The organism is Chryseobacterium phocaeense, from assembly GCF_900169075.1.
In the GTDB taxonomy this organism is placed as follows: domain Bacteria; phylum Bacteroidota; class Bacteroidia; order Flavobacteriales; family Weeksellaceae; genus Chryseobacterium; species Chryseobacterium phocaeense.
Genome location: NZ_LT827015.1, coordinates 1,031,692 through 1,053,403, shown reverse-complemented (window position 1 = coordinate 1,053,403; position 21,712 = coordinate 1,031,692). Strand labels below are relative to the sequence as shown.

18 protein-coding genes are annotated in these 21,712 nt (G+C 38.7%); 10 read left to right on the top strand and 8 right to left on the bottom strand.

Annotated elements, in window-relative coordinates:
- The 3 genes from hemN to B7E04_RS11390 form a co-directional block, all read right to left on the bottom strand.
- Complete coding sequence (hemN, locus tag B7E04_RS11400; RefSeq protein ID WP_080780661.1) at window positions 1-1,359, bottom strand: oxygen-independent coproporphyrinogen III oxidase; 1,359 nt, start codon at window positions 1,357-1,359, stop codon at window positions 1-3.
- 265 nt (window positions 1,360-1,624) lie between these two features.
- Window positions 1,625-2,638 (bottom strand): WD40/YVTN/BNR-like repeat-containing protein, encoded by a 1,014-nt coding sequence (locus B7E04_RS11395; protein ID WP_080778769.1) that lies wholly within the window; start codon window positions 2,636-2,638, stop codon window positions 1,625-1,627.
- 52 nt (window positions 2,639-2,690) lie between these two features.
- The gene (locus B7E04_RS11390; RefSeq protein WP_080778768.1) at window positions 2,691-4,208 is read right to left on the bottom strand and encodes an APC family permease; all 1,518 of its coding nucleotides are present in this window, start codon (window positions 4,206-4,208) and stop codon (window positions 2,691-2,693) included.
- A gap of 166 nt (window positions 4,209-4,374) precedes the next feature.
- On the opposite strand from B7E04_RS11390, the gene pnuC reads away from it, so the two are divergent.
- From pnuC to B7E04_RS11365, 5 genes are all read left to right on the top strand, one after another.
- Window positions 4,375-5,052, top strand: a complete 678-nt coding sequence (gene pnuC, locus B7E04_RS11385; protein WP_080778767.1) for a nicotinamide riboside transporter PnuC — start codon at window positions 4,375-4,377, stop codon at window positions 5,050-5,052.
- Window positions 5,049-5,738 carry a hypothetical protein gene (locus tag B7E04_RS11380; RefSeq protein WP_080778766.1) on the top strand — a complete coding sequence of 230 codons (690 nt, stop codon included), beginning with the start codon at window positions 5,049-5,051 and terminating at the stop codon, window positions 5,736-5,738. Before pnuC ends, B7E04_RS11380 begins: the two co-directional genes overlap by 4 nt.
- Before the next feature lie 90 nt (window positions 5,739-5,828).
- Window positions 5,829-6,596, top strand: a complete 768-nt coding sequence (dapF, locus tag B7E04_RS11375) for a diaminopimelate epimerase (protein WP_080778765.1) — start codon at window positions 5,829-5,831, stop codon at window positions 6,594-6,596.
- A 30-nt stretch (window positions 6,597-6,626) separates the two neighbouring features.
- Window positions 6,627-7,652, top strand: coding sequence for an endolytic transglycosylase MltG (mltG, locus tag B7E04_RS11370; protein ID WP_080778764.1), 1,026 nt, complete (start codon window positions 6,627-6,629; stop codon window positions 7,650-7,652).
- A gap of 170 nt (window positions 7,653-7,822) precedes the next feature.
- On the top strand, window positions 7,823-10,378 hold the full coding sequence (locus B7E04_RS11365; RefSeq protein WP_080778763.1) for a TonB-dependent receptor domain-containing protein: 2,556 nt from the start codon (window positions 7,823-7,825) through the stop codon (window positions 10,376-10,378).
- 44 nt (window positions 10,379-10,422) lie between these two features.
- On the opposite strand, the gene B7E04_RS11360 is transcribed toward B7E04_RS11365, so the two are convergent.
- The 4 genes from B7E04_RS11360 to B7E04_RS11345 form a co-directional block, all read right to left on the bottom strand.
- Complete coding sequence (locus B7E04_RS11360; RefSeq protein ID WP_080778762.1) at window positions 10,423-10,875, bottom strand: adenylyltransferase/cytidyltransferase family protein; 453 nt, start codon at window positions 10,873-10,875, stop codon at window positions 10,423-10,425.
- Window positions 10,876-10,977: 102 nt separating this feature from the next.
- Window positions 10,978-11,997: a UDP-glucose 4-epimerase GalE gene (gene galE, locus B7E04_RS11355; protein WP_080778761.1), complete on the bottom strand. Its 1,020-nt coding sequence runs from the start codon at window positions 11,995-11,997 to the stop codon at window positions 10,978-10,980.
- A gap of 18 nt (window positions 11,998-12,015) precedes the next feature.
- Window positions 12,016-12,459: a hypothetical protein gene (locus B7E04_RS11350; RefSeq protein ID WP_080778760.1), complete on the bottom strand. Its 444-nt coding sequence runs from the start codon at window positions 12,457-12,459 to the stop codon at window positions 12,016-12,018.
- A gap of 4 nt (window positions 12,460-12,463) precedes the next feature.
- Entirely contained in the window at window positions 12,464-13,588 is a 1,125-nt protein-coding gene (locus B7E04_RS11345; protein ID WP_080778759.1) for a DegT/DnrJ/EryC1/StrS family aminotransferase, read from the bottom strand.
- An 86-nt stretch (window positions 13,589-13,674) separates the two neighbouring features.
- On the opposite strand from B7E04_RS11345, the gene B7E04_RS11340 reads away from it, so the two are divergent.
- Window positions 13,675-15,279 (top strand): S8 family peptidase, encoded by a 1,605-nt coding sequence (locus tag B7E04_RS11340; protein WP_080778758.1) that lies wholly within the window; start codon window positions 13,675-13,677, stop codon window positions 15,277-15,279.
- A gap of 311 nt (window positions 15,280-15,590) precedes the next feature.
- Here the strand turns inward: B7E04_RS11340 and B7E04_RS11335 are convergent, their stop codons facing one another.
- Window positions 15,591-18,125, bottom strand: coding sequence for a phosphoenolpyruvate carboxylase (locus B7E04_RS11335; RefSeq protein WP_080778757.1), 2,535 nt, complete (start codon window positions 18,123-18,125; stop codon window positions 15,591-15,593).
- 464 nt (window positions 18,126-18,589) lie between these two features.
- Between B7E04_RS11335 and B7E04_RS11330 the strand changes: the two genes are divergently transcribed.
- From B7E04_RS11330 to B7E04_RS11315, 4 genes are all read left to right on the top strand, one after another.
- A complete protein-coding gene (locus B7E04_RS11330; RefSeq protein ID WP_080778756.1) occupies window positions 18,590-18,994 on the top strand; it encodes a hypothetical protein in 405 nt (134 codons plus the stop codon).
- A gap of 37 nt (window positions 18,995-19,031) precedes the next feature.
- Window positions 19,032-19,631: a hypothetical protein gene (locus tag B7E04_RS11325; protein ID WP_080778755.1), complete on the top strand. Its 600-nt coding sequence runs from the start codon at window positions 19,032-19,034 to the stop codon at window positions 19,629-19,631.
- Between the two features lie 123 nt (window positions 19,632-19,754).
- Window positions 19,755-20,918, top strand: coding sequence for an iron-containing alcohol dehydrogenase (locus B7E04_RS11320; RefSeq protein WP_080778754.1), 1,164 nt, complete (start codon window positions 19,755-19,757; stop codon window positions 20,916-20,918).
- A 307-nt stretch (window positions 20,919-21,225) separates the two neighbouring features.
- Window positions 21,226-21,687, top strand: coding sequence for a lipocalin-like domain-containing protein (locus B7E04_RS11315; RefSeq protein ID WP_080778753.1), 462 nt, complete (start codon window positions 21,226-21,228; stop codon window positions 21,685-21,687).
- Window positions 21,688-21,712: the final 25 nt, after the last annotated feature.

Genomic DNA, 21,712 nt, shown 5'->3' with positions numbered 1-21,712 from the left:
CTATATCGTCATAGAGAAGATCCTGGTTTCCGGCTTATTCCTCATCATCCTGAGGTCAAAAACCATGGCCACATTTCTCGTAAATGCTCTTCCTTTTTCCGTAATCCTGATCTGATTGCCCTCTATTTCCACCAACTCGTCTTTCTCCATTTCTTCCAGCATGTCCAGGGCATTTTCAAGTCCCGGGAAGGAATTATTTTCAGTAAAAGTGGTTTCAAGCTGACACATCAGATTTAAAATATGTCTTCTGACGGTAAGGTCCTCCTGATCAAGAATATGTCCTTTCACGACCGGAATCTGGCCTTCTTCCACCATTTTCTGATACTCTTCCACCGTTTTTACGTTTTGGGCGAAGGCATACCATGAATCTGAAATTGCAGACATTCCAAGCCCTACCATCAGCTGGGTATTGCTTGAGGTATAGCCCATAAAATTCCTGTGCAGTTTTTTGTGAATCAGGGATTGGTATAAATCATCGTGCTCCAGCGAGAAGTGATCCATTCCTACTTCAATATAACCTAAATCTTCCAGAAGCTTTTTCCCGTCTTCATACAGACGGCGTTTTTCTTCACCGCTCGGAAGGTCATTTTCATCAAATCCTCTTTGCCCTACTCCTTTTATCCATGGTACGTGAGCATATGAATAGAAGGCAAGCCTGTCCGGTTTCAGCTCCATTGTTTTTCTGATGGTATGCTCCATTGCGTCCCAGCTCTGATGCGGAAGACCAAATACCAGATCGTGGCTGATACCTCTGTAGCCGATTTCTCTGGCCTGTTCCGTTACTTCTTTTACTTTCTCAAAAGGCTGGATCCTGTTGATGGCTTTCTGAACTTTCGGATCATAGTCCTGCACTCCAAAGCTTACCCTTCTGAATCCAAGGTCATATAAGGTCTGAAGATGATCTCTTGTGGTATTATTCGGATGTCCTTCGAAAGAAAACTCCGGATATTCCGCTATTTCTACGGTTTCAAAGATCCCTTCCAGTAATGTTTTTAAATTTTTAGGTGAGAAAAAAGTAGGGGTACCGCCTCCCAGGTGAAGCTCTTTCAGCTTCGGTTTTTCTTCAAAAAGTTCAAGATAAAGCTTCCACTCCTTCAACACGCTTTCCAGATATGGAATTTCTACGCTATGCTGTTTGGTAATCCGCTTATGGCAGGCACAGAACGTACAAAGCGCTTCACAGAAAGGAAGATGGATATAAATAGAAATTCCCTCCTCTGCATTGCTCTCATGAAAAGACCTGATCACACTCTCCCGCCACTTTTCGGGTGAAAACGTAGCTTCATCCCAATAAGGAACTGTAGGATAAGAAGTGTAACGCGGCCCTGGAATATTATATTTATCTATTAAAGAGTTCATCTGAAAATTTAATGTATTATTGAATGATGACATCTGACTTTGCATCAGTTTCATTCTGCAAAATTAACCATTAGTAATGAATTTTAAACCATGAATTATATTAGGCTCTATTTTATAATGAGTCTAAATACGATTATTAGAGGAAATTCCCGGATAATGATAAATTCTATTCGTCAGATTTAAAATTCTGATTAGGTATCTGAATAAAAAATGTCCCAAAATTCAATAAATAAATTCGGGACAAAATATGTGCAGCTTCTTCTGGTTAAAGCCTTAATTTCATCACGGATATTTTAGAGTTTCCTGCAAGAACAACCGTGTTATCATTTATCCAATCACAGACGAAAAATCCTTTTTCATCAGAAATCTTCTTCCAGTTTTTTCCATAATCGGAAGAATAGCTGATATGCTGATCCCCTACCGCAATAATTTCTCTTCCTTTGGAGCCCGGCTTAATCTTTACACAGGTGGTATATCCAGCATTCTTACCGGAAGCCTGGATCTGCCATGTTTTTCCCCCATCGCGGGTGGTGGCAATATTATTTACATTGGCAGTCTGTTTGGTATAATCTCCGCCTACAGCAATCCCGAATTTCTCAGTGTCAAAATCTATAGAATACATTCCCTGCGAAGGCTCCCCCTGAACGAAAGGCGTATCAAAAACTTCAACATCTTCACTCTTTAAATTCATTCTCAGAATCCTGGATGCTTTTCCACCTGTAGCAATCCACAGGAAATATTTAGATGATGCTATATTCGTATTGCTGGCGGCAAATGCGGCTTCGCCACTGTTCAGCATTATATTGCTTTTGAACCTGCTCCATTTTCCTTTCCGGTATACAGCCAGTTTCAGGACATTATCCTGATCTGCATCACTGAAAGTATAAGCCAACTGATCATCCACAAAATGCAATGCATCATAAAATGCTGTTTTTACCGAATCCGTGTACACTACTTCCGCTTTCAGGTCTTTTTTATCAATCTTATAAAAATAAGCAGGACTTTGAACGTTGATAGCATAAAAAGAAGTCTTATTCTGCCCTAGGGTCCGGAATTCAAGGTTTTTATCCGATAATATGATCTGTTTTTGGTTTTTGTGGTCTTTAAGATCCACATATCCGAATTTTGAGCCGGTCCCGCTGTACCATACTTTATTATCATCTATTTCAATAGCTCTGATACTTACTTTATCATTCAAGATAGCGGTTAAGCTCTCAACCTTCTGGGAAAATACCAGTGCTCCCAGGCAGAAAAATAAAATGGAAAATGTTTTTTTCATAATAATAAAATAAAAAATCCGCAGTATGTCTGCGGATTGGTGTTATATGTAGTTAAGGTTTTTCTAAAGGCTCCTGTTCAGCTTTAAAAGTTTCACCCAATTCTCCGTTCTGAAGTTTTGAATGCTTTTTGCTATAGAGGAAATATACAATGAATCCTATGATCAGCCATCCGAAGGAATACATCTGTGCTTCTTTGCTCAGGTTGAAAATCAGATACACATTAATTGCAATCCCCAGGCAGGCGATTACAGGAAGTGCAGGTACTTTAAAGTTTCGCTGAAGGTTCGGTTCTTTTACTCTCAATACCCAAACGGCTACACAAACCATCGTGAACGCAAACAAAGTTCCAAAACTGGTCATGTGTGCCAGGTCATTAATTGGAGTCAATGAAGCAACAACCGCAATCACGACACCTAAGATAAGAAGGTTTTTGGTAGGAACTCCGGTTTTAGGGTTTACTTTTGAGAAAGTAGCCGGAATCAGTCCGTCTTTAGACATTCCAAGGAAAATTCTTGACTGTCCCATAATCATTACCATTAATACGGAGATAAGACCAACAGTAGCGGCTACCGTAATAATATAGCCAGCCCAGGCCTGTCCTGCTATGTCAAAAGCATATGCTACAGGAGCTTTAATGGCATCAGGATATTTTCCAAGCGGGTTAAAGTCTGTATAATGCATCATTCCGGTTAATACCAAAGATACAAGGATATATAAAAGTGTACAGATGATCAACGAAGCGATGATGGCAAAAGGTACATCTTTTTTAGGGTTAATAGCTTCTCCGGCCTGTGTGGAAACGGCATCGAAGCCCACATAAGCAAAGAAAATAGCTGATGCTCCGGCCACTACTCCCGCTAATCCGTAAGCAGAGTGTGACACTCCGTTTTCCGTGATGGTTGTAGGTTCAGGAATGAAGGGTGTCCAGTTTTCAGGGTTGATAAAAAATGCTCCTGCAATGATCACGAAGATAATAGCGGAAACTTTCAGTATTACAATGAAGTTATTGGCTTTGGCTGCTCCTTTTGTACCTCTTACCAAAATGGATATCACAAATAAAACAATCAGAAATGCAGGAAGGTTCATTGAGAAACCTGAATTTCCTGCAGCAATATAGGTTTGTGGGTCTGTGGTAAGATAATCCGGAAGGTGCACATGAAACATTTTGAGGAGTTTTGCAAAATACCCCGACCAGGATACGGCAACGGTCATAGATCCCATAGCGTATTCCAGTATAAGGCCCCAACCAATGATCCATGCAAAAATTTCACCTACTGTTCCGTACGCATAAGCATACGCTGACCCTTCCACCGGAAGAATAGAAGCGAATTCTGCATAGCAAAGTGCTGCAAATACACAGGCAATTCCTGCAATTACAAATGATAGTGCCAGTGCAGGCCCTGCATTATAATAAGCACCTGTTCCCGTAAGTACAAAGATTCCTCCTCCGATAATGGCTCCGATTCCGATAGCAGTAAGGCTCCATTTTCCCAGAACGCGTTTCAGCTCACTCTTTTTGATATCAGCTTCATAAGCGCTCATTGGTTTCTTAACCCAAATTTTAGACATGTTTTTTTATTTAATTAAAGATTTACGAAAATATAAAAATTTTAGAAACCTTAACGTTTATTGATAAAATTTACTGATTTATTTTACATAAAAGGACTTAAAAAACTGACATCCACATTATTTAAATTATTTCTAAAAGTCTGATTTTTTGCGTATTTTTGATCGCATGAATTTATATGATCTCTTTGTAAAACCTTATGAAAACTACAGTATCGGACAAATACTGCTGGAAGCCTCAGGAACATTTTTCGGAATTTTAAGCGTGTATTTTTCAATTAAAAAAAATATCTGGGTATACCCTACCGGCATTATATCGACGTTGATTTATGTGTATATTCTTTTTAATTTCGGGCTGCTGGGAGACTGTATGATCAATGTATATTATACTGCGATGAGCATATACGGCTGGGTTTTATGGTCAAAGAATTCTGAAGACCATATTCATGTGGATGTTACCTGGGCTACCAGAAAGGAAAGATGGTTCGCAGCTCTTCTTTTTGTGTTAAGCCTTGCACTGGTTACCCTTATCTACTATTACAAACCTTATATTGACAATCAATTCTCCATGAAAGGAACCAACCTCGGATTATATCATCTGGATTGGGCCAACTGGCTGGATGTGTTAACAACCTCCATATTTTTGGTGGGCATGTGGTTTATGGCCAGACAGCGCATTGAGAACTGGATTTTCTGGATTGTAGGTGATCTTATTTGTATCCCTATGATGATTTTTAAGGAGCTCGGCATCACTTCGGTTCAATATTTGGTATTTACTATAATGGCTATCTTAGGATACCTTAACTGGAAAAATAGTTTAAAAGAAAAAAGTACAATAAAGTCATGAAAAATTTATTTAAAATAGCATTCAGTATTGTAGCTATTAGCACTTTAACCTCATGTTTAGCATATTCAGACGGATACTCCAGTAATGGATATGGAGATCCTTATTATAATAATGGATATTATTATGCTCCTTCAGGATATTACGGAAACGGCGGTTATTATGGAAATGACGGCTACTATTATAGAAACGACGTAAATTATTACTATGATAACGGTGTTCCTTATTACTATTATAATAATGGAAACGACCGAAGAAAAGTTTATGTGGAAAGAAAAACCACTGTAACCTCTTCAAGATCTAACGGATTCCGAAATACCGGCAACAACAACGGAGGCAGAACCAATAGCAATAACGGAGGTTTCAGCAACAGCAACAGAACCAACAGCAACAACAGCGGATTCAGAAGTTCGAACAGCAACAGTTCCACTAACAGCCAAAGGCCGCAAAGCAACCAAAACAACAGCGGCTTCAGAGGACAAAACACTAATTCGAATACTCAGAGACCTCAAACCAATCAGAACAACAGTGGGTTCAGAAACTCTCAGCAGAGCAACCAGAACCAAAATATGACCAGGCCTACGGAATCATCTTCCAACAGCGGTTTCAGAGGTTCAGGCTCGCAGAATAACACTCAGCAGAACAGCGGTACTACAAGACAGCAGTCCAGCGGAGGCGGATTTAGATAAAACGATTATAAATAAGAAAACGGACAGTTAACACTGTTCGTTTTTCATTTTAAATACATTAATTTTGCTCGTTAATTTTAGACTAAAAATATGGAATTTTATAAATATCAGGGTACCGGAAATGATTTTGTCATGATAGATAACCGTGACCTGCAGTTTCCCAAAGAAAAGGATCTTATAGAGAAATTATGTGACAGACGTTTCGGAATTGGTGCAGACGGACTTATTCTTCTTGAAAATGATGAAAACTACGATTTCAAAATGGTCTATTATAATTCCGATGGCGGCGAAAGCACCATGTGTGGAAACGGCGGAAGATGCCTGGTAGCTTTTGCTTTCTTTCTTGACATTTTTGAGGACAAATGTAGATTCATTGCCATAGACGGAGAGCATGAAGCTGAGATCCATAACGGCATTATTAAATTAAAAATGATTGATGTAGACACCGTTTCAGCTGATGGTGAAGATACCGTTATGAATACCGGATCTCCTCATTACGTAAAATATGTAGAAGATTTGGTGAATTATAATGTTTTTGCGGAAGGCCATGGCATCAGAAATTCGGAGAATTATAAAGAAAAAGGCATCAATGTGAATTTTGTTGAAAAAATTACTGATGATGAGATTTTCGTAAGAACCTATGAACGAGGCGTTGAGGATGAAACTTTCAGCTGTGGGACAGGAGTTACCGCTTCTGCTTTAACTTTTCTGCAAAAACACAATCTAATCTCTGTAAAAGTTAAAACTTTAGGAGGAAATCTTAAAGTGTATGCTGAGAAAAACGGAAATTCTTTCCAGAATATTTGGCTGGAAGGTCCCGCAAAGCAGGTTTTTAGAGGTAAAACAGATCTTATTTAAAAACAAAACTTTTAATCAACTTTTGTAATAATGAAAAAAACTGTTCTCATTATCGCTCTTCTTGTTTTTGGAGCGGCAGGATTTTTTGGTTTGAGATTTTATAATAAATATTACGGCAACAACGTGGAAAAAGACGGCTACGTGCTGATTCCGCATAAAGCAGATTTCAGGCAGATCCTTGATTCTGTAGGTCCGTATGTAAAAGATAAGGAAGCTTTTGAAGCAGTAGCCAGGGATAAAGACCTGGACAAGTATTTCAAACCCGGAAGATATCATTTTCAGTCCGGAGCCGGAAATACGAATCTCGTCAATATGATCAAAGCAGGAAACCAGTCTGAAAACAGTTTCAGAATCGGGGATTTCGGGGATATGTACCAGATGATCGGTAAGGTAACCAAAAAGACCGAACTGGATTCTCTGCAATTTGTAAATGACCTGAACCAGGTTGCCGTAGAAAAGGGCTATAAAAATGCGGAAGACCTGAAGAAATATTTTTTTATTGACACCTATAATTTCTTCTGGACCGTAAGTCCAAGAGAATTCTTTAAAAAATTTGATGATCAGTACAATGAATTCTGGACCAGCGACAGAAAGAATCAGGAACAGCAGTCCGGCCTGAGCAGGGACCAGATCTATTCACTGGCCTCTATTGTTTATAAGGAATCCGGTGGTAAAAAAGATGAAATGAAAACAATTGCAGGTTTATATCTAAACCGATACAGAAAGGGGATGAAGCTGCAGTCTGATCCTACTGTAATTTACGCAATCAATAAGCAGACGAATTTCAAAGAACCTATTAAAAGGGTTTTATATAAGCACCTGTCTACACCATCACCGTACAATACTTATGCTAATGCAGGAATTCCTCCGGGACCTATATGTGTTGTAGATAAGAATTCTGTAGATGCCGTTTTGAATCCGGAAAACAATAATTATATATTTATGTGTGCTGATCCTGCAAGATTTGGCTTTCATAAGTTTACAGACAGCGCTGAGCAGCATGCCATTAATGCCAAAGCATACCAGGACTGGCTGAATTCTAAAAATATTAAATAGAAAATAAATTTAACGTTACTTTAACAATACAATAATTAACTTTTAACACTCACATACGACATATACATCTATAAACAATACGTAAATCTTAACATTTTGAAAATTAACCCAATTAATAATTTCACAATATTAGGACTTATAATTTTACGATTTTACACAAAAACTACCTTATGAATCAGACGGAAATTGTCAACATTTTCACCAAAAAAACGCTGGCGCTTACTTTTGTACTTTCTGCTGCGGCTATGGCTTTCGCACAGGAAAAAGCCGGGATTACGGGAATGATTGTCAACAAAAACAACCAGTCGGTTCCCTACGCATCTGTTACGTTCAGCAATAAAGCGAACAAAGCATTAAGTGATGCTGTACTAACCGACGAAAAGGGACAGTACAAACTGGAACTTGCACCTGGAAATTACGATATCACAGTAGAGGCCATCGACTACAAGAAAAGCACCGTAAACAAAAGCATTGCAGGTGCCGGAAATATCGGAGCCCTTTCTATAGAGCCTGAAGCCACCAGTACGGTAGGTGAAAAAACACAGGAAATCCAGGGTGTCGTAATTACTGCTGCTGCGACAAAACCTTATAAAGTGGAGCTTGACAAGAGGACCTATGATCCTTCACAGGATATTGTGAGCAAAGGGGGAAACCTTCAGGATGTTCTGTCCAACGTTCCATCTGTTTCTGTTGATACCGACGGGACAGTTTCTATGAGGGGAAGTTCGAATGTAAGATTCCTGATTAACGGAAAACCCTCTGCCCTTCTTGGAATAGATGATGGTGCCAATGCTCTTCAGAGTATCCCGGCAGACCAGATTGAAAGAATTGAAGTGATTACGAATCCTTCTTCTAAATTTGAAGCAAGCGGTACAGCAGGTATTCTCAATATTATTTTAAAGAAAAGTAAGAAAACAGGTTTCAACGGTAGTGTTATCGGAACTTTAGGATATCTTCCTCAAACCAACCTGAATGCGAACCTTAACTGGAGAAAAGGGAACTTCACCTGGTTTCTGAATGGCGGAGGCGGTTACAGGGAATCTAAAAACACCAACAGAAATAATGATGATTTTAACAATGCTGTATTAGATGATGATTTGGTACAAAGAAATACCGACTCTGAAACTAAAAGTAAAAATAACAACTATAACGCTTCTGCAGGTATCGTTTATGACATTTCTGAAAAAACATCGGTAAACGCATCCGGAACTGTGAGAACTTTTGACAATGAAAGTTTTGGGAATATTGATTATCGATACACTCCTCTTAATAATCCTTTTTATACCTCCAACAGAAGTACTTTCGGGACCAACAATAACCTGGCCTTTCAGGGTGATTTTGGATTAGATCATAAATTTGATGACAAGGGACAGAATTTATCATTATCATTAAGTTTACAGAGAAGCCGCTCGTACAACGATACCAATATTGATGATACCATTGATAATCTGAAAAATATCATTAACCAAAATACCATTAACAGATCTATTATTGGTAAGGCTGATTATGAATTACCAATTGGTGAGATTTCAAAATTAGAAGCAGGATACAGAATTGATATCAATACCAATGATTATAGTAATGATGTTCGTGAGAGCACTACTTCAAAGCCATTAGATTTCCTTAAGCCATACACTTATGATGCAACCTATAAGGAGACTTTCAATGCCTTTTATTTACAATTCAAAAGTAAAATCGGAAAATTGGCTTACCAGGTGGGTGTAAGGGATGAATTGTCGAATGTAGACATTAATTATTTAAGCCTGGATCCCAAGAAAAATGTACCTGCAACTACTAAAAATTATAATAACTTATTCCCAAGCGTCTATTTAAGCTATGAATTCGCTAAGGATAATCAGTTGCTGTTAAACTACACAAGAAGAATAGACCGTCCAAGATCATTCTTTATGATTCCTAACCCGAGTTATAACGATAACCAAAATATTTTTGACGGAAACATTGATCTTAATCCATCCTATGTAGACTCTTTTGAATTCGGATACAGCATTTCAAAAAAGAAATTCACGATTAACCCTACGCTGTATTACAGACATCAGACTGATGATACCAAAATGTTAGTGTATAATATTTTGGCTACAGATGAAAATGGAGCTATTATTGATCCTAAGCGTATAGAATCCCATACAAAACCTATTAACCTGGGTACGGATGACCGTTTCGGTTTGGATTTAAACTTCAATTGGGATGCAACAAGCTGGCTGAAATTCTTAGGAAATGTAGACCTTTTTGGTTACAATACCAAAGGAAGCACTTTGTACGACACCTTTGATAGAGACGGAAATCCTATCCAGGCTGTTGCTGATTTTAACGGTAAAGGCTTTTCAACAAGAGCTAGACTTACTTCAACAATCAAAGTTGATAAAACGTTCAATTTCCAGATACAGGGATTCTACAGAGGAGGCCAGAAAACGGCTTACCAGGATAGAAAAGACATGTATGCCATCAACTTCGGTGCCTCTAAAACCATCTGGAAAGGAGACGGAACTTTAGCCTTTAATATCCAGGATATTTTCAATACCAGAGCGATGAGATCCACTACCTATACTGCAAACAGCGTAAGAGATTCTTATATGCAGTGGCAGCCAAGACAATTCTCTGTTTCTCTGACTTACAGATTCAAGCAGGGTGAAAAAATAGAGCAACCTAAAAGGAAAAAAGACATCAACTCCAATGCTGCAGGAGACGACCAGCAAGGTCCGATGTAATTTATCATACACAAAAAAATCCCGAAGTAATTTCGGGATTTTTTTTATTTTACGGTTTCGGGTTGTTCGTATTTTACTTTTTCGGCTTCGTAAATTCTTCGCCTGAGATCGCTGGTGGAAAACCTGTGGTCTCTTTTATTGTAAAAAATTTCAATTCCTTTTTCTTCACAGTATGTTTTACCAGTGAAATCCCTGTCCATATAATCATCTCCGATAATTCTGACATCAATTACAAAAGACTTCAGAATATCCAGAAGATCTTCTTCTGTGTAGTAAGGAATAATTTCGTCTACCGCATTCACTGCCTTTAACTGTATATATCTTTCTACAATGGTCTGGCTTGGCTTATTCTTGTTCGGGCGGTCGTGAGACGGATCAATCTGAAGCCCTACAATTAAATAATCGCAAACTGTTTTAGCTTCTTCAAGCATTTTGATGTGTCCTGCATGCAGCAGGTCAAATGAGGAAAATGTAATACCTATTTTTTGTGTCTTCATACTAAATCTTGGTTAAAATTCCCTTGTTTCACTTTTTTTATCAAGCTGGGACAGAGGGAAAAATTCTGTAATTTGTTTTATTGTTTTCTAAATCTTTTTCAGTTAAGCCATCTGTGAATCCAGATACATCTGCCACTTCCAGACTGTTCTTAAGGACTCTTCCAGTGGTGTTTCAGACTTCCATTGAAGCTCTTTTTCCGCCTTTCCCGCATCTGCATAAGCAATGGTGATATCACCTTCCCTTCTCGGGCAAATCTGATACGGAACCTTTACGTCGTTGGCTGTTTCAAAAGCCTTTACCACTTCCAGTACAGATGATCCTTTCCCCGTTCCGAGGTTAAAGATATCAATAACAGTCTGTTCACCGCTTTCCATCAGTTTTTTTAATGCACTGACATGAGCTTTGGCTAGGTCCACAACGTAGATGTAGTCACGGATCGGTGTTCCGTCTGCTGTATCATAGTCATCGCCCCAGATATTCAGTTTTTCACGGATTCCCGCTGCGGTCTGCATCACGTATGGAACCAGGTTATTGGGAACTCCTATTGGAAGTTCACCCAATTTTCCGGACGGATGGGCCCCGATGGGGTTAAAATATCTCAGAAGTGAAATTCTTCTTTGATGTGCTTTTGCAAAATCAATCAGAATTTCTTCCCCCATCTGCTTTGTTTTCCCGTAGACACTTTCTGGAAGCTTTAACGGGGTATTTTCATCGATCGGCATTTTCTCTGCCTGTCCGTATACTGTGCAGGAGGAACTGAAAATAAAATTGGAAATTCCCCTTTCTTTAAATTCCTGAAGAATATTAATTAAAGTGAATAAATTATTTTCATAATAATCTACCGGCTTCACCTGGCTCTCTCCTACCGCTTTGGAAGCTGCAAAATTAATGCATCCTTCGATATCGTGGGCATCGAACACCTGGGTCAGAAGTTCTCTGCGTCTTAGGTCAAACGGGTAAAAAAATGGTTTTTTGCCTGTAATTTCCTCAATGTTTTTTAAAATAAACCTTTCCGAGTTGGATAGGTCATCTACAATAACCACCTCAAAGCCATTATTGAGAAGTTCCACTACGGTGTGCGAACCGATATATCCAAGTCCTCCTGTAACAAGTACTGCCATTTTTTAATAATAAATTATTTAATCTTCGTGTTCCCCTATATTTTCTATTTCATTCTTCGCCGGAATATGCTTAAAATAATTGATAAATATTACCGGTCCTATTAAAAATAAAGTAAGTCCTAATAAAAAAGAATAAATAAAAGCTTCCCATTTCCCATCGTAATTTATATAAAAGCTCAACGAAGCCAGAATGATAATCACAACACAGGTACTATTTAAATACATAAACATTTTTCTTGATTCTTTGAAAACATGTACAAATGTTATAATCAATAAGGTAAATGCTATAAAATTTAAAAAATAAATAGGGATTCTAAATTTAACATACTTTTCAAATAATCTATAACCTTTAAGTAAAACATTAACTACAAATACTCCGTAATAAATAATCCAACCTAAAAGAAAAATAATAGTAAAAAAATAAGCAAACTTATTTTTAAGTATTCTTTCTTCGTGAAGCATTGCTCTACTTCATAAACTCCAGTACCGCATCTGTAATATACTTCAGCTGCTCTTCGTCCAGTTCCGTATGCATTGGCAGAGAAATTACCTGATCCAGAAGCTTGTCGGTATTGACAAAATCTGCATCATTGCTTTCCTGATAATAGGCTTTCTGCTTTCTCAATGCTACCGGATAATAAATCATTGCTGGAATTTCCTTTTCAGTAAGAAATTTCTGAAGCTCATTACGTTTTCCGTTCAGGATTCTCAGCGTGTACTGGTGGAATACATGGGTAGAATTTTCCGATCTTTTCGGGGTAAGAATATTGGCATGTCCTGCAAATGCTTCATCATAAAAATCAGCCGCTCTTCTTCTTGCTTCGTTATAAGAATCAAGGTGAGGAAGTTTTTTTCTTAACACTGCCGCCTGAATACTGTCTAATCTTGAATTCACGCCTACCTCATCATGATAATATCTTTCATACATCCCGTGGTTTACGATTCCTCTTAAACGGTGCGCCAGTTCGTCATTGTTAGTCGTAATGGCTCCTCCGTCCCCATAGCATCCTAAATTTTTGGAAGGGAAAAATGATGTGGTTCCCACCGTTGCCATCGTACCTGCAAATTTCTGAGTTCCATCTGAGAATGTATACTCAGAACCAATTGCCTGGGCATTGTCTTCTATTACATACAGATTATGCTCTTCTGCAATTTTTAAAATTTCTTCCATATTGGCACACTGTCCGAAAATATGTACCGGAATAATCGCCTTTGTTCTTGGCGTGATTGCTTTTTTAATTTCTTCCGTAGAGATCGTGAATGTATCGTAATCTACATCTACCAGCACAGATTTCAGCTTAAGTAAATGAATAACTTCTACTGTAGCAGCAAAAGTAAAATCGGCTGTAATAACTTCGTCTCCTTCTTTCAAATCCAAAGCCATCAGCGCAATTTGCAAAGCATCCGTTCCGTTGGCACACGGGATCACATGCTTTACATCTAAATAAGATTCCAATTCATTCTGGAAAGACTTTACTTCAGGGCCGTTGATAAAAGCCGCAGAATCCATTACATTCAAAACTGCATTGTCTACATCGTTCTTTATTTTGTAATACTGACTTTGCAAGTCAACCATCTGAATTTTTTTCATAAATAAATATTTGTGTAAAAATAAGGAATTTAAAATCCTATCAAAAATTTTATTGATTTTGTTTTATCTTTATAGAAAATAACTTTATGAAAAAACTTTTACTCATTTGTCTTTTAGTGGGTTACTTCGCTGCCCATGCACAGACAGAGCTTGTTTTTGTTTATTTTACAGACAAACCGAATAAAGCTGCTTTTTTTGCCAATCCTCTTTCGGAACTGAGCCAGAAATCCCTTAACAGACGTACTTCGCTGGGAATTGCCCTGAATGATCAGGACGCTCCCATTGAACAATCCTATATCCAGAATCTTCAGAATCTTGGTTTTACCGTTACCGATTATTCCAAGTGGCTCAACGGTGCCGCAGTGAATGCCACTCCCGCACAGATCACCATTTTACAGGGACAGCCGTATGTTTCCTCTGTTGGGCGTTTTGCAAGAAACACCCCTTCTGTTCCCAAAATGGCTGCCCAGAACAAATGGAATTCCTCTTCAGATACGCAAAAGGAGCTCACTACTTTTAATTATGGCTCAGGTTCTGCCCAGATCGACCAGATCAATGTAAGGCCGCTGCATCTTGCCGGATTCACAGGAACAGGAGTTTCCATAGCAGTTATTGATGCCGGATTTCCTAATGTAAACACAGGGTCAGCATTTGAAAGGCTGCGTAATAATAATCAGATTAAAGCGGTTTACGATTTTGTGACGAAAACTACCAACGTATACAGCACAGCCATCAGCAATCACGGATCTGCCGTACTGGGAGCTATCGGAGGCTATATTGAAAATACTTTTGTAGGATCCGCACCGGATGCAGATTTCTATCTGTATCGCAGTGAAAATGCAGTCGGTGAAGTCCCTGAAGAAGAACTCTACTGGATAGAAGCTGCCGAAGAAGCGGACAGAAAAGGCGTGGATATCATCACCGCCTCCCTGGGATACAATGTTTATGACGATCCAAGATACAGTTACACCTATGCCGACATGAACGGAACCACTTCCTTCATTGCCAGGGCAGCAGAAATAGCCGCCGACAAAGGAATTTTTGTTCTTGCCGCCGCCGGAAATGCCGGACAGCAGCCGTGGCATTACCTGATGACTCCATCCGACAATCCGAAGGTATTCAGCATAGGTGCAGTGGATGCTACAGGAAATTCCTCCACCTTTTCATCCTTCGGCCCGAATGCATTGGGCATTGTAAAACCCGATGGAAGCGCAAGAGGAACTGCAGCTGCAACAGTGAACAACAGTACTTTAACAGCAGTTAACGGAACTTCTATTGCCACTCCGATCGCAGCCGGCGGTGTAGCGTGTTTCCTGCAGGCATTCCCAACCATGAACAGGGAACAGATCAGAACAAAATTACGTCAGACCGCATCACTTTACCCTAACCATACAGACCAGATGGGCTATGGTATCCTTAATTTTGGAAACATGTACAACCAGGCGCTGAATACTTCTGAAATCGTAAAAAAAGAAAAATTTGCCATTTTCCCGAATCCGGTAAAAAATATTCTCAATGTTGCTTCCGAAAGTGAGGTTGTTTCTTTAGAAGCTTATGATAATCTGGGTAAACTGATCAGAAAAAACAAAGGACAGAAATCTATACCCGTAGAAGATTTTCCAAAAGGAACCTATTATCTGAAAATTCAGATGAAAGATCAGGTTTTTTATGAGAAATTCCTGAAAGAATAATCTGATTTTAAACACGAATAACACAGATTTCTTTCACAAATATCACGAATGAATCTGTTTATAAATTCTTATATTTAACGATAAAATTTATTGGGACGGGCTTTAACCCGTTCTTTTTTATTGTTAAAAAGACTAAAAAAAATTATTTCTCGCAGATTTTCCGGATTATGCAGATTAGATGATTGGACTGCGATATTCAATAGGAACGGGCTTCAGCCCGTTCAACATATAAACCGTTTCCATAGCTTTAGCCAAAATTTAAATTGAAAAAAGGAAAACGCCTTCCAAAATTGGAAGGCGTTTTTTATGAATTACGCAGAGTTCCTGCTCGCATTAATATTTCCAAATAATGACCTGGTCACCAGCTTCTCATAGGCTTCTTTATTGCCTTCTCCTTTCTGGATCTTCATCAGGGCGTACTGCTGAATGCTGAGCAACGGCAATACGATCTTTTCACGGATCCTGACTGATTTTCTTGAAAGCGGATCTTCTTCCTGCAACATCTTAAATCCGGTGAGTTCCAGCATAATATCCCTTGAAAGAGTGTATTCATCAAAAAGTACGTTCCAGAATTCCCCGAATTTAGGATTCTTTTTGATGTAATACGTCAGCGGAAAATAAGATTTATTCATACTCATCATAGAGTTCAGCACAAGGGTTTTAAAGAAATCAGAACCTTTATACAGTTCTTTCACTTCTTCCAGTCTGCCCTTCTCTTTCATCTGCTGCATGGCAAATCCGAACCCGAAGAATCCGGGAACATTTTGCTTCAGCTGAGACCATGAACCGACAAAAGGAATTGCTCTAAGATCCTCAAATTTAAGCTCACTGCCGTTTCCTCTTTTGGACGGGCGGCTTCCAATATTGGTTTTTCCATAATACTCCAGGGTACTCATTTCCTGAAGATACGGAACAAACATAGGATGTGCTTTCAGATCCGAATATTTTTTATAGCTGATCTCCGCAAGCTCAATGATCAGTTTCCTTTCTTTTTCGGTGAGGTCTTTTTTGGAATTTTTAAAGACGTCATTTTCAACTCCGGCCGTCAGAAGCTGTTCAAAATTATATTTGGCCTGTTCTTTATTTCCAAAAATACTGGTGATGGTCTGCCCCTGGATGGTCAGCTCTATTTTATTATTGGCGATGGTATTTCCCTGTGAAGCATAGAAATCATGGGTTTTCCCTCCGCCTCTTGCCGGCGGACCGCCCCTGCCGTCGAAAAACACCACTTTAATTCCATTCTGAACGGAAAGTTTAGTTAAGACCTCTTTTGCCTTATAAATTTCCCAGTTTGCTTTTAAATATCCACCGTCTTTTGTTCCGTCTGAGAAGCCAAGCATAATCGTCTGCTGGTTTCCTCTTCTTTCAAGGTGCTTTTTATAGACAGGATTCTGATAAAGCTCGTTCATGACATGTTCAGAATTGGCAAGCCCCTCCATGGTTTCGAAAAGGGGAACAATATCCATATTAATCTCTTCATCCTGATACCCGCAGATTTTGAAAAATGCATAAACATTCATCACATCTTTCACGGCATCCGAATTGGAAATGATATAACGGTTCATGCCTCTCAGTCCATTCAGATTTTGAATTTCGGAAACCTGTGAAACCGTTAATAAAGTATCTTTTACAATATCTTCGAACTGGTCTGCGTTAATTTTATCACCAGGCTGAATCAGTTTATTGAATTTTTCTTCGTGGGAAACCTCAGCGTTACCATATACTTTTGTAAAGACCTCATTAATCACTTTCTGATGAATCCTGCTGTCCTGGCGAACATCCAGCGTTGCAAAATGAGTCCCGAAAATTTTCACCCGGTCTCTGAAATTGGCCAGAAGATCTAAAAACAGGGAATTGTGATCATTTATCAAAATTTTCTCGGCTTCATCTGCTCTTTTCAGGATATCCTGCGCGGTGATGGGCTTTCCGTTGAAAATAGCCCCGTACAGTTCGTCGCTCAGCTGGGTCAACACTTCGGAAACCCCTCTGAAACTCAGCCTTCTTCTTATAAATTTCAAATGACTGTAATAGGATTTCAATATGGCGGAGCGAAGTTCTTCTGCTACTCTTTTCGTAACATCAGCCGTTACAAAAGGATTTCCATCCCTGTCGCCTCCCGGCCAGAAACCCAGCTGAATAATATCTTCATGCAGATGAAAATGTCCGTTTCCAAATGTTTTTTTAATTTTTGTAAACAGCTCTCCAATCGTGTCATAATACACGTACCTCAAATAAGAGATAATGCTCAGCGCTTCATCTATCGGGGTAGGTTTTTCTTTATTAACAAACGGGGTTTTCCCAAGCTGTTGCAGAAGCATATCGATCTGGGTAACGGAATCACTGGTGATGGCTCCTCTCAGATCCTGAATGATGCGCTGTACCGAGCTTGGATAAAACTGTGTCGGGTGTGCTGTAAACACGACTTTCACAGTAAAGTCTTTCAATTTTTCACGGACTTTTTCAAGCTTATGATCCTGAAGTGAGCGTTCGAAAAGATTGGTTACCGTTCCGCTGTCACTTTCGGAATGCAGGTTGGGGAATGCAGCATCTTCAATACTGTCAAACAAAACCACCTGCCTTTCAATGTATTGTATGATCTTAAAAAGCAGTTCCACTTTCTGCTCTTCGGTCTGGAGATCGGTATGGTTTTTAAAGAATTCTTCGACAATTTCCTCAGGGGTTTTGCCGTCTTCATATCCGTTGCGGCTTTCCTCGTAAAGGAACGGGAGAAGCATCCCGATATTGGTCATTTTATCATAAGGGAGGCTCATAAATAATGAATTGTAGATCTGGAACTTATTCTCCACGATCTGCCTGAATTTTTCTGCTCGTTGGTCGTGTATCATATAACAAATGTAATGGATTTTGAAATTAAATGAATTGACAAATGACAAAAAAAGCAGTCCCGGAAATAAAATTAATTTAACCTGAGCTCGGGATAAGAAATTAAAAATAAAATGGCTGGAAGCATGAAGAGGGAGGCTGGAAGCTCATATCAGGCATTCATATTAAACACCAGCGATGGAATTTGATCAAGCTGGCTTTAAAAATTAATAAAATGGCTTTAAAGTTCTGTTTTCAGACTTCAACAACTTCCCTCTTCCGTCTTCAAACTTTCTGACAAGATTATAAAAATAGAAATGTCTATCCTGAACTCAAGTTAAATTAATATTTTTTCAAACCGTTTATTATTAAAAAGACTTTATAACCAGTTCTTGTTATCCGCAGTTAGCAATTCAAGCCAATTATAATTTTGAATGCATCAGTTTAATGATTAATTTTACTATTCACAGAAATTAATCATCAAATTATGAAACACCTATACCTATTCATTTTAATAACCTTTATTTTCATAGGTTGTGGGGAAGATTGTTATAATCCTCCCCAAACGATCGCTTTTAAGTTTGTTGATGTTAATGATGAAAATCTGATCACAAACGGAACAATGACTTTTTACTCGGTAGAAGACGAAGACCAGAATGTAATACAATTAACCAGAACATCCGAAGACATGGTTATTTTAGAAAACGTGGGGGCCTATAATGGTACCAAAAAATATAATTTCCAGTCTAATGTCCGGGTATTTGATTTCACAATTCAGTCATCAGAATTTAACGGTGGCTGCGATGGTTATCAGATCAATAAATTAACATTTACAGGGGTAGGTATTGATGTAACGGACGAAAAAGGATATTATAAAATTATACTGAAATAGATTCGGCAGTTTACTACGATTTTAGAAAATCATAATTATGAAAATTATTTCGATCATTCTTTTTCTGATCCCGGGCTTATTCCTTTCCCAAAATACAATTCCCTCCGATTTCAAAAAAATTCCGGAAATTCTTGACAGTATCGAACTGCTCTACCCATTTATTGTTCCTGATAAAGAATACGCCTACTGGAGAGTCCTCACCAACGACCCGGATCCTGATAAAGCTGTGATTTATGAAAGTCAGATGCCTGACTTTATGACCATTAATGAACCTTTTCCGGAGAAAGGGTTTTTCCAGAAATGCATTGGTGAAAAGTGCTTTTCCTACATTCTTGCCTGCAAAAAAGAAAGATCCGTTTATTTTTCAACCGAGCAGCAGCTGAGGGATTTCATCGGAACAGTGGATAATCTTCCGGAAGCTATTTTAGTGGCTAAAACGTATGGTTTTTCTGTGGATACGAGCAATACACTGAGCAGTTCCTATAAAACTGACAACAAACATATCGAGCTTTATCTTTCAAAATCTAAAGGCTACCCGGAAATTAAAGAATCTTACTTTATAAAGATCAACAGGAAAACCGGAAAACTGGAATCAAAAAATAATGGTGTTTATTTTAAAAGTGATACCTGCAACTAAAATCTCTTTCTAACACCAGAGTTTATATTGTTATTATAAAACACTCCAATAGGAATTTTAAAATTTCATTAACTGAGTTTTACTATTGCTTTCCGTACATTTGAATTAAATAAATTTAGAACAATGCTTAATTTCGAATTTAAAAATCCTACAAAAATACTTTTCGGAAAAGGTGAAATCGCTAAAATCTCCCGTGAGGTTCCGAAAGACGCTAAAATCCTGATGATCTATGGTGGAGGAAGTATCAAAAACAATGGCGTTTACGACCAGGTAAAGAAGGCCCTGAAAGATCATGAACTCTATGAATTCGGTGGTGTTCCCGCGAATCCTGAGTATGAAGTTTTGTTGGGCGCCTTAAGCTTTATCAAAGAAAAAAATATCACTTACCTGCTGGCTGTGGGCGGAGGATCTGTTATTGACGGAACCAAATTCCTTTCTGCAGCTGCCAATTATGACGGTGAGCCATGGGATATCCTTAGAAATTCGGTGAGAACTTTTGAAGGCGAAGGAATGCCATTCGGAAGTATCCTGACCCTGCCTGCCACAGGTTCTGAAATGAACTCAGGCTATGTGATCTCAAGAAGAGAAACCAATGAAAAGCTTTCTTCGGGGGGCCCGGGACTTTTCCCTCAGTTTTCCGTTCTGGATCCGGAAGTAGTGAGAACAATCCCTAAAAACCAGATTGTAAACGGGATCACTGATGCTTACACACACGTTCTTGAACAATATATGACGGCACCTTCTTCTGCTGACCTTCAGGAAAGAATTACGGAAAGCATTCTTATCAGCCTTCAGGAAACGGCTCCTAAAGTCCTTGGTGATGATTTTAATTATGAGGCTGCCGGAAACTTTATGTGGTGCTGTACCATGGCCCTGAACGGACTGATCCAGAAAGGAGTAATTACAGACTGGGCGGTACACGCTATGGGACACGAACTGACGGCTTATTTCGGAATTGACCACGCAAGAACCTTAGCGGTAATTGCTCCTTCCCACTACCGTTATAATTTTGAAACGAAGAAAGGAAAACTGGCTCAGTATGCCGAAAGAGTCTGGGGAATTAAAGAAGGCACCCTGGAAGAAAAAGCAGAGCTGGGAATTAAAAAAATGGAAGAATTTTTCCACAGCCTGAATATCAAAACCAAACTTTCAGAATACACAGAAGATTATAAAGGAACTGCAGAACGGGTAGAAAAAGCATTTAAGGACAGAAACTGGTCCGGCCTTGGTGAATATAAAAAACTGACACCGGAGGATGCTTCTAAAATTGTGGAGATGAGTTACTAGAATTGAGAGATAGCGTTTGAGGATGTGAGTGTTTTGGAGTATGAGAGTAAATGAGTTGAGAGTTTTCAGTTGCTGGTTGCCGGTTTGTAGTTGTTAAGGCCTTTATTTGAAGTCTAATATAAAAATTCATCATTGACTTGCAAATCAAAATTCACAATTGGCATGACCAGATGATGAATTTTAAACTCAGCCATACTCTCTGCGACATAAATTCCTGTTATTTATAAACATTCGTTTAAAAAAGCATGATTTCATTATAGATATTTCAAATTTATTTATATTTTAGCATATTCTTAAATTTGTGAAAATGAAAAAACAGCTACTTTTATTTGCCTTTTCTGCCTTGGCGCTAACTTCCTGTAAAGATGACAATATTGAAGCTTATGAATTAGAAATGATGAGCGGAGACTGGAAGATCAGCAAAATAGAAACTATTTCCGGAAAAGACAATAAAACAGTAATTAAGACATTATCTCCTTCTGAATGTGAGGCTAAAAATATTCTGCATTTCAGAACTGATTACTATACAAGCCTTACCTACTATTCCAAAGTAGGGCTTGAATGCCAGATGGCAGGAAAAACTGAAGGTACATACACGTATTCGGAAGAGTCCAAGCTGATGAGCATCAAAAACACCAATGATACCGAGAGATCGTACCGGGTGGAAGTTCTTACCAGCAAGGATATGAAACTGGCACAGCTGTTTGGCTCATTCGACCAAAACGATGATGGTGTTGCTGATCTGACCTACGTTAGCTACATAAGATAAATTAAGACTCCCGGTTTTATCGGGA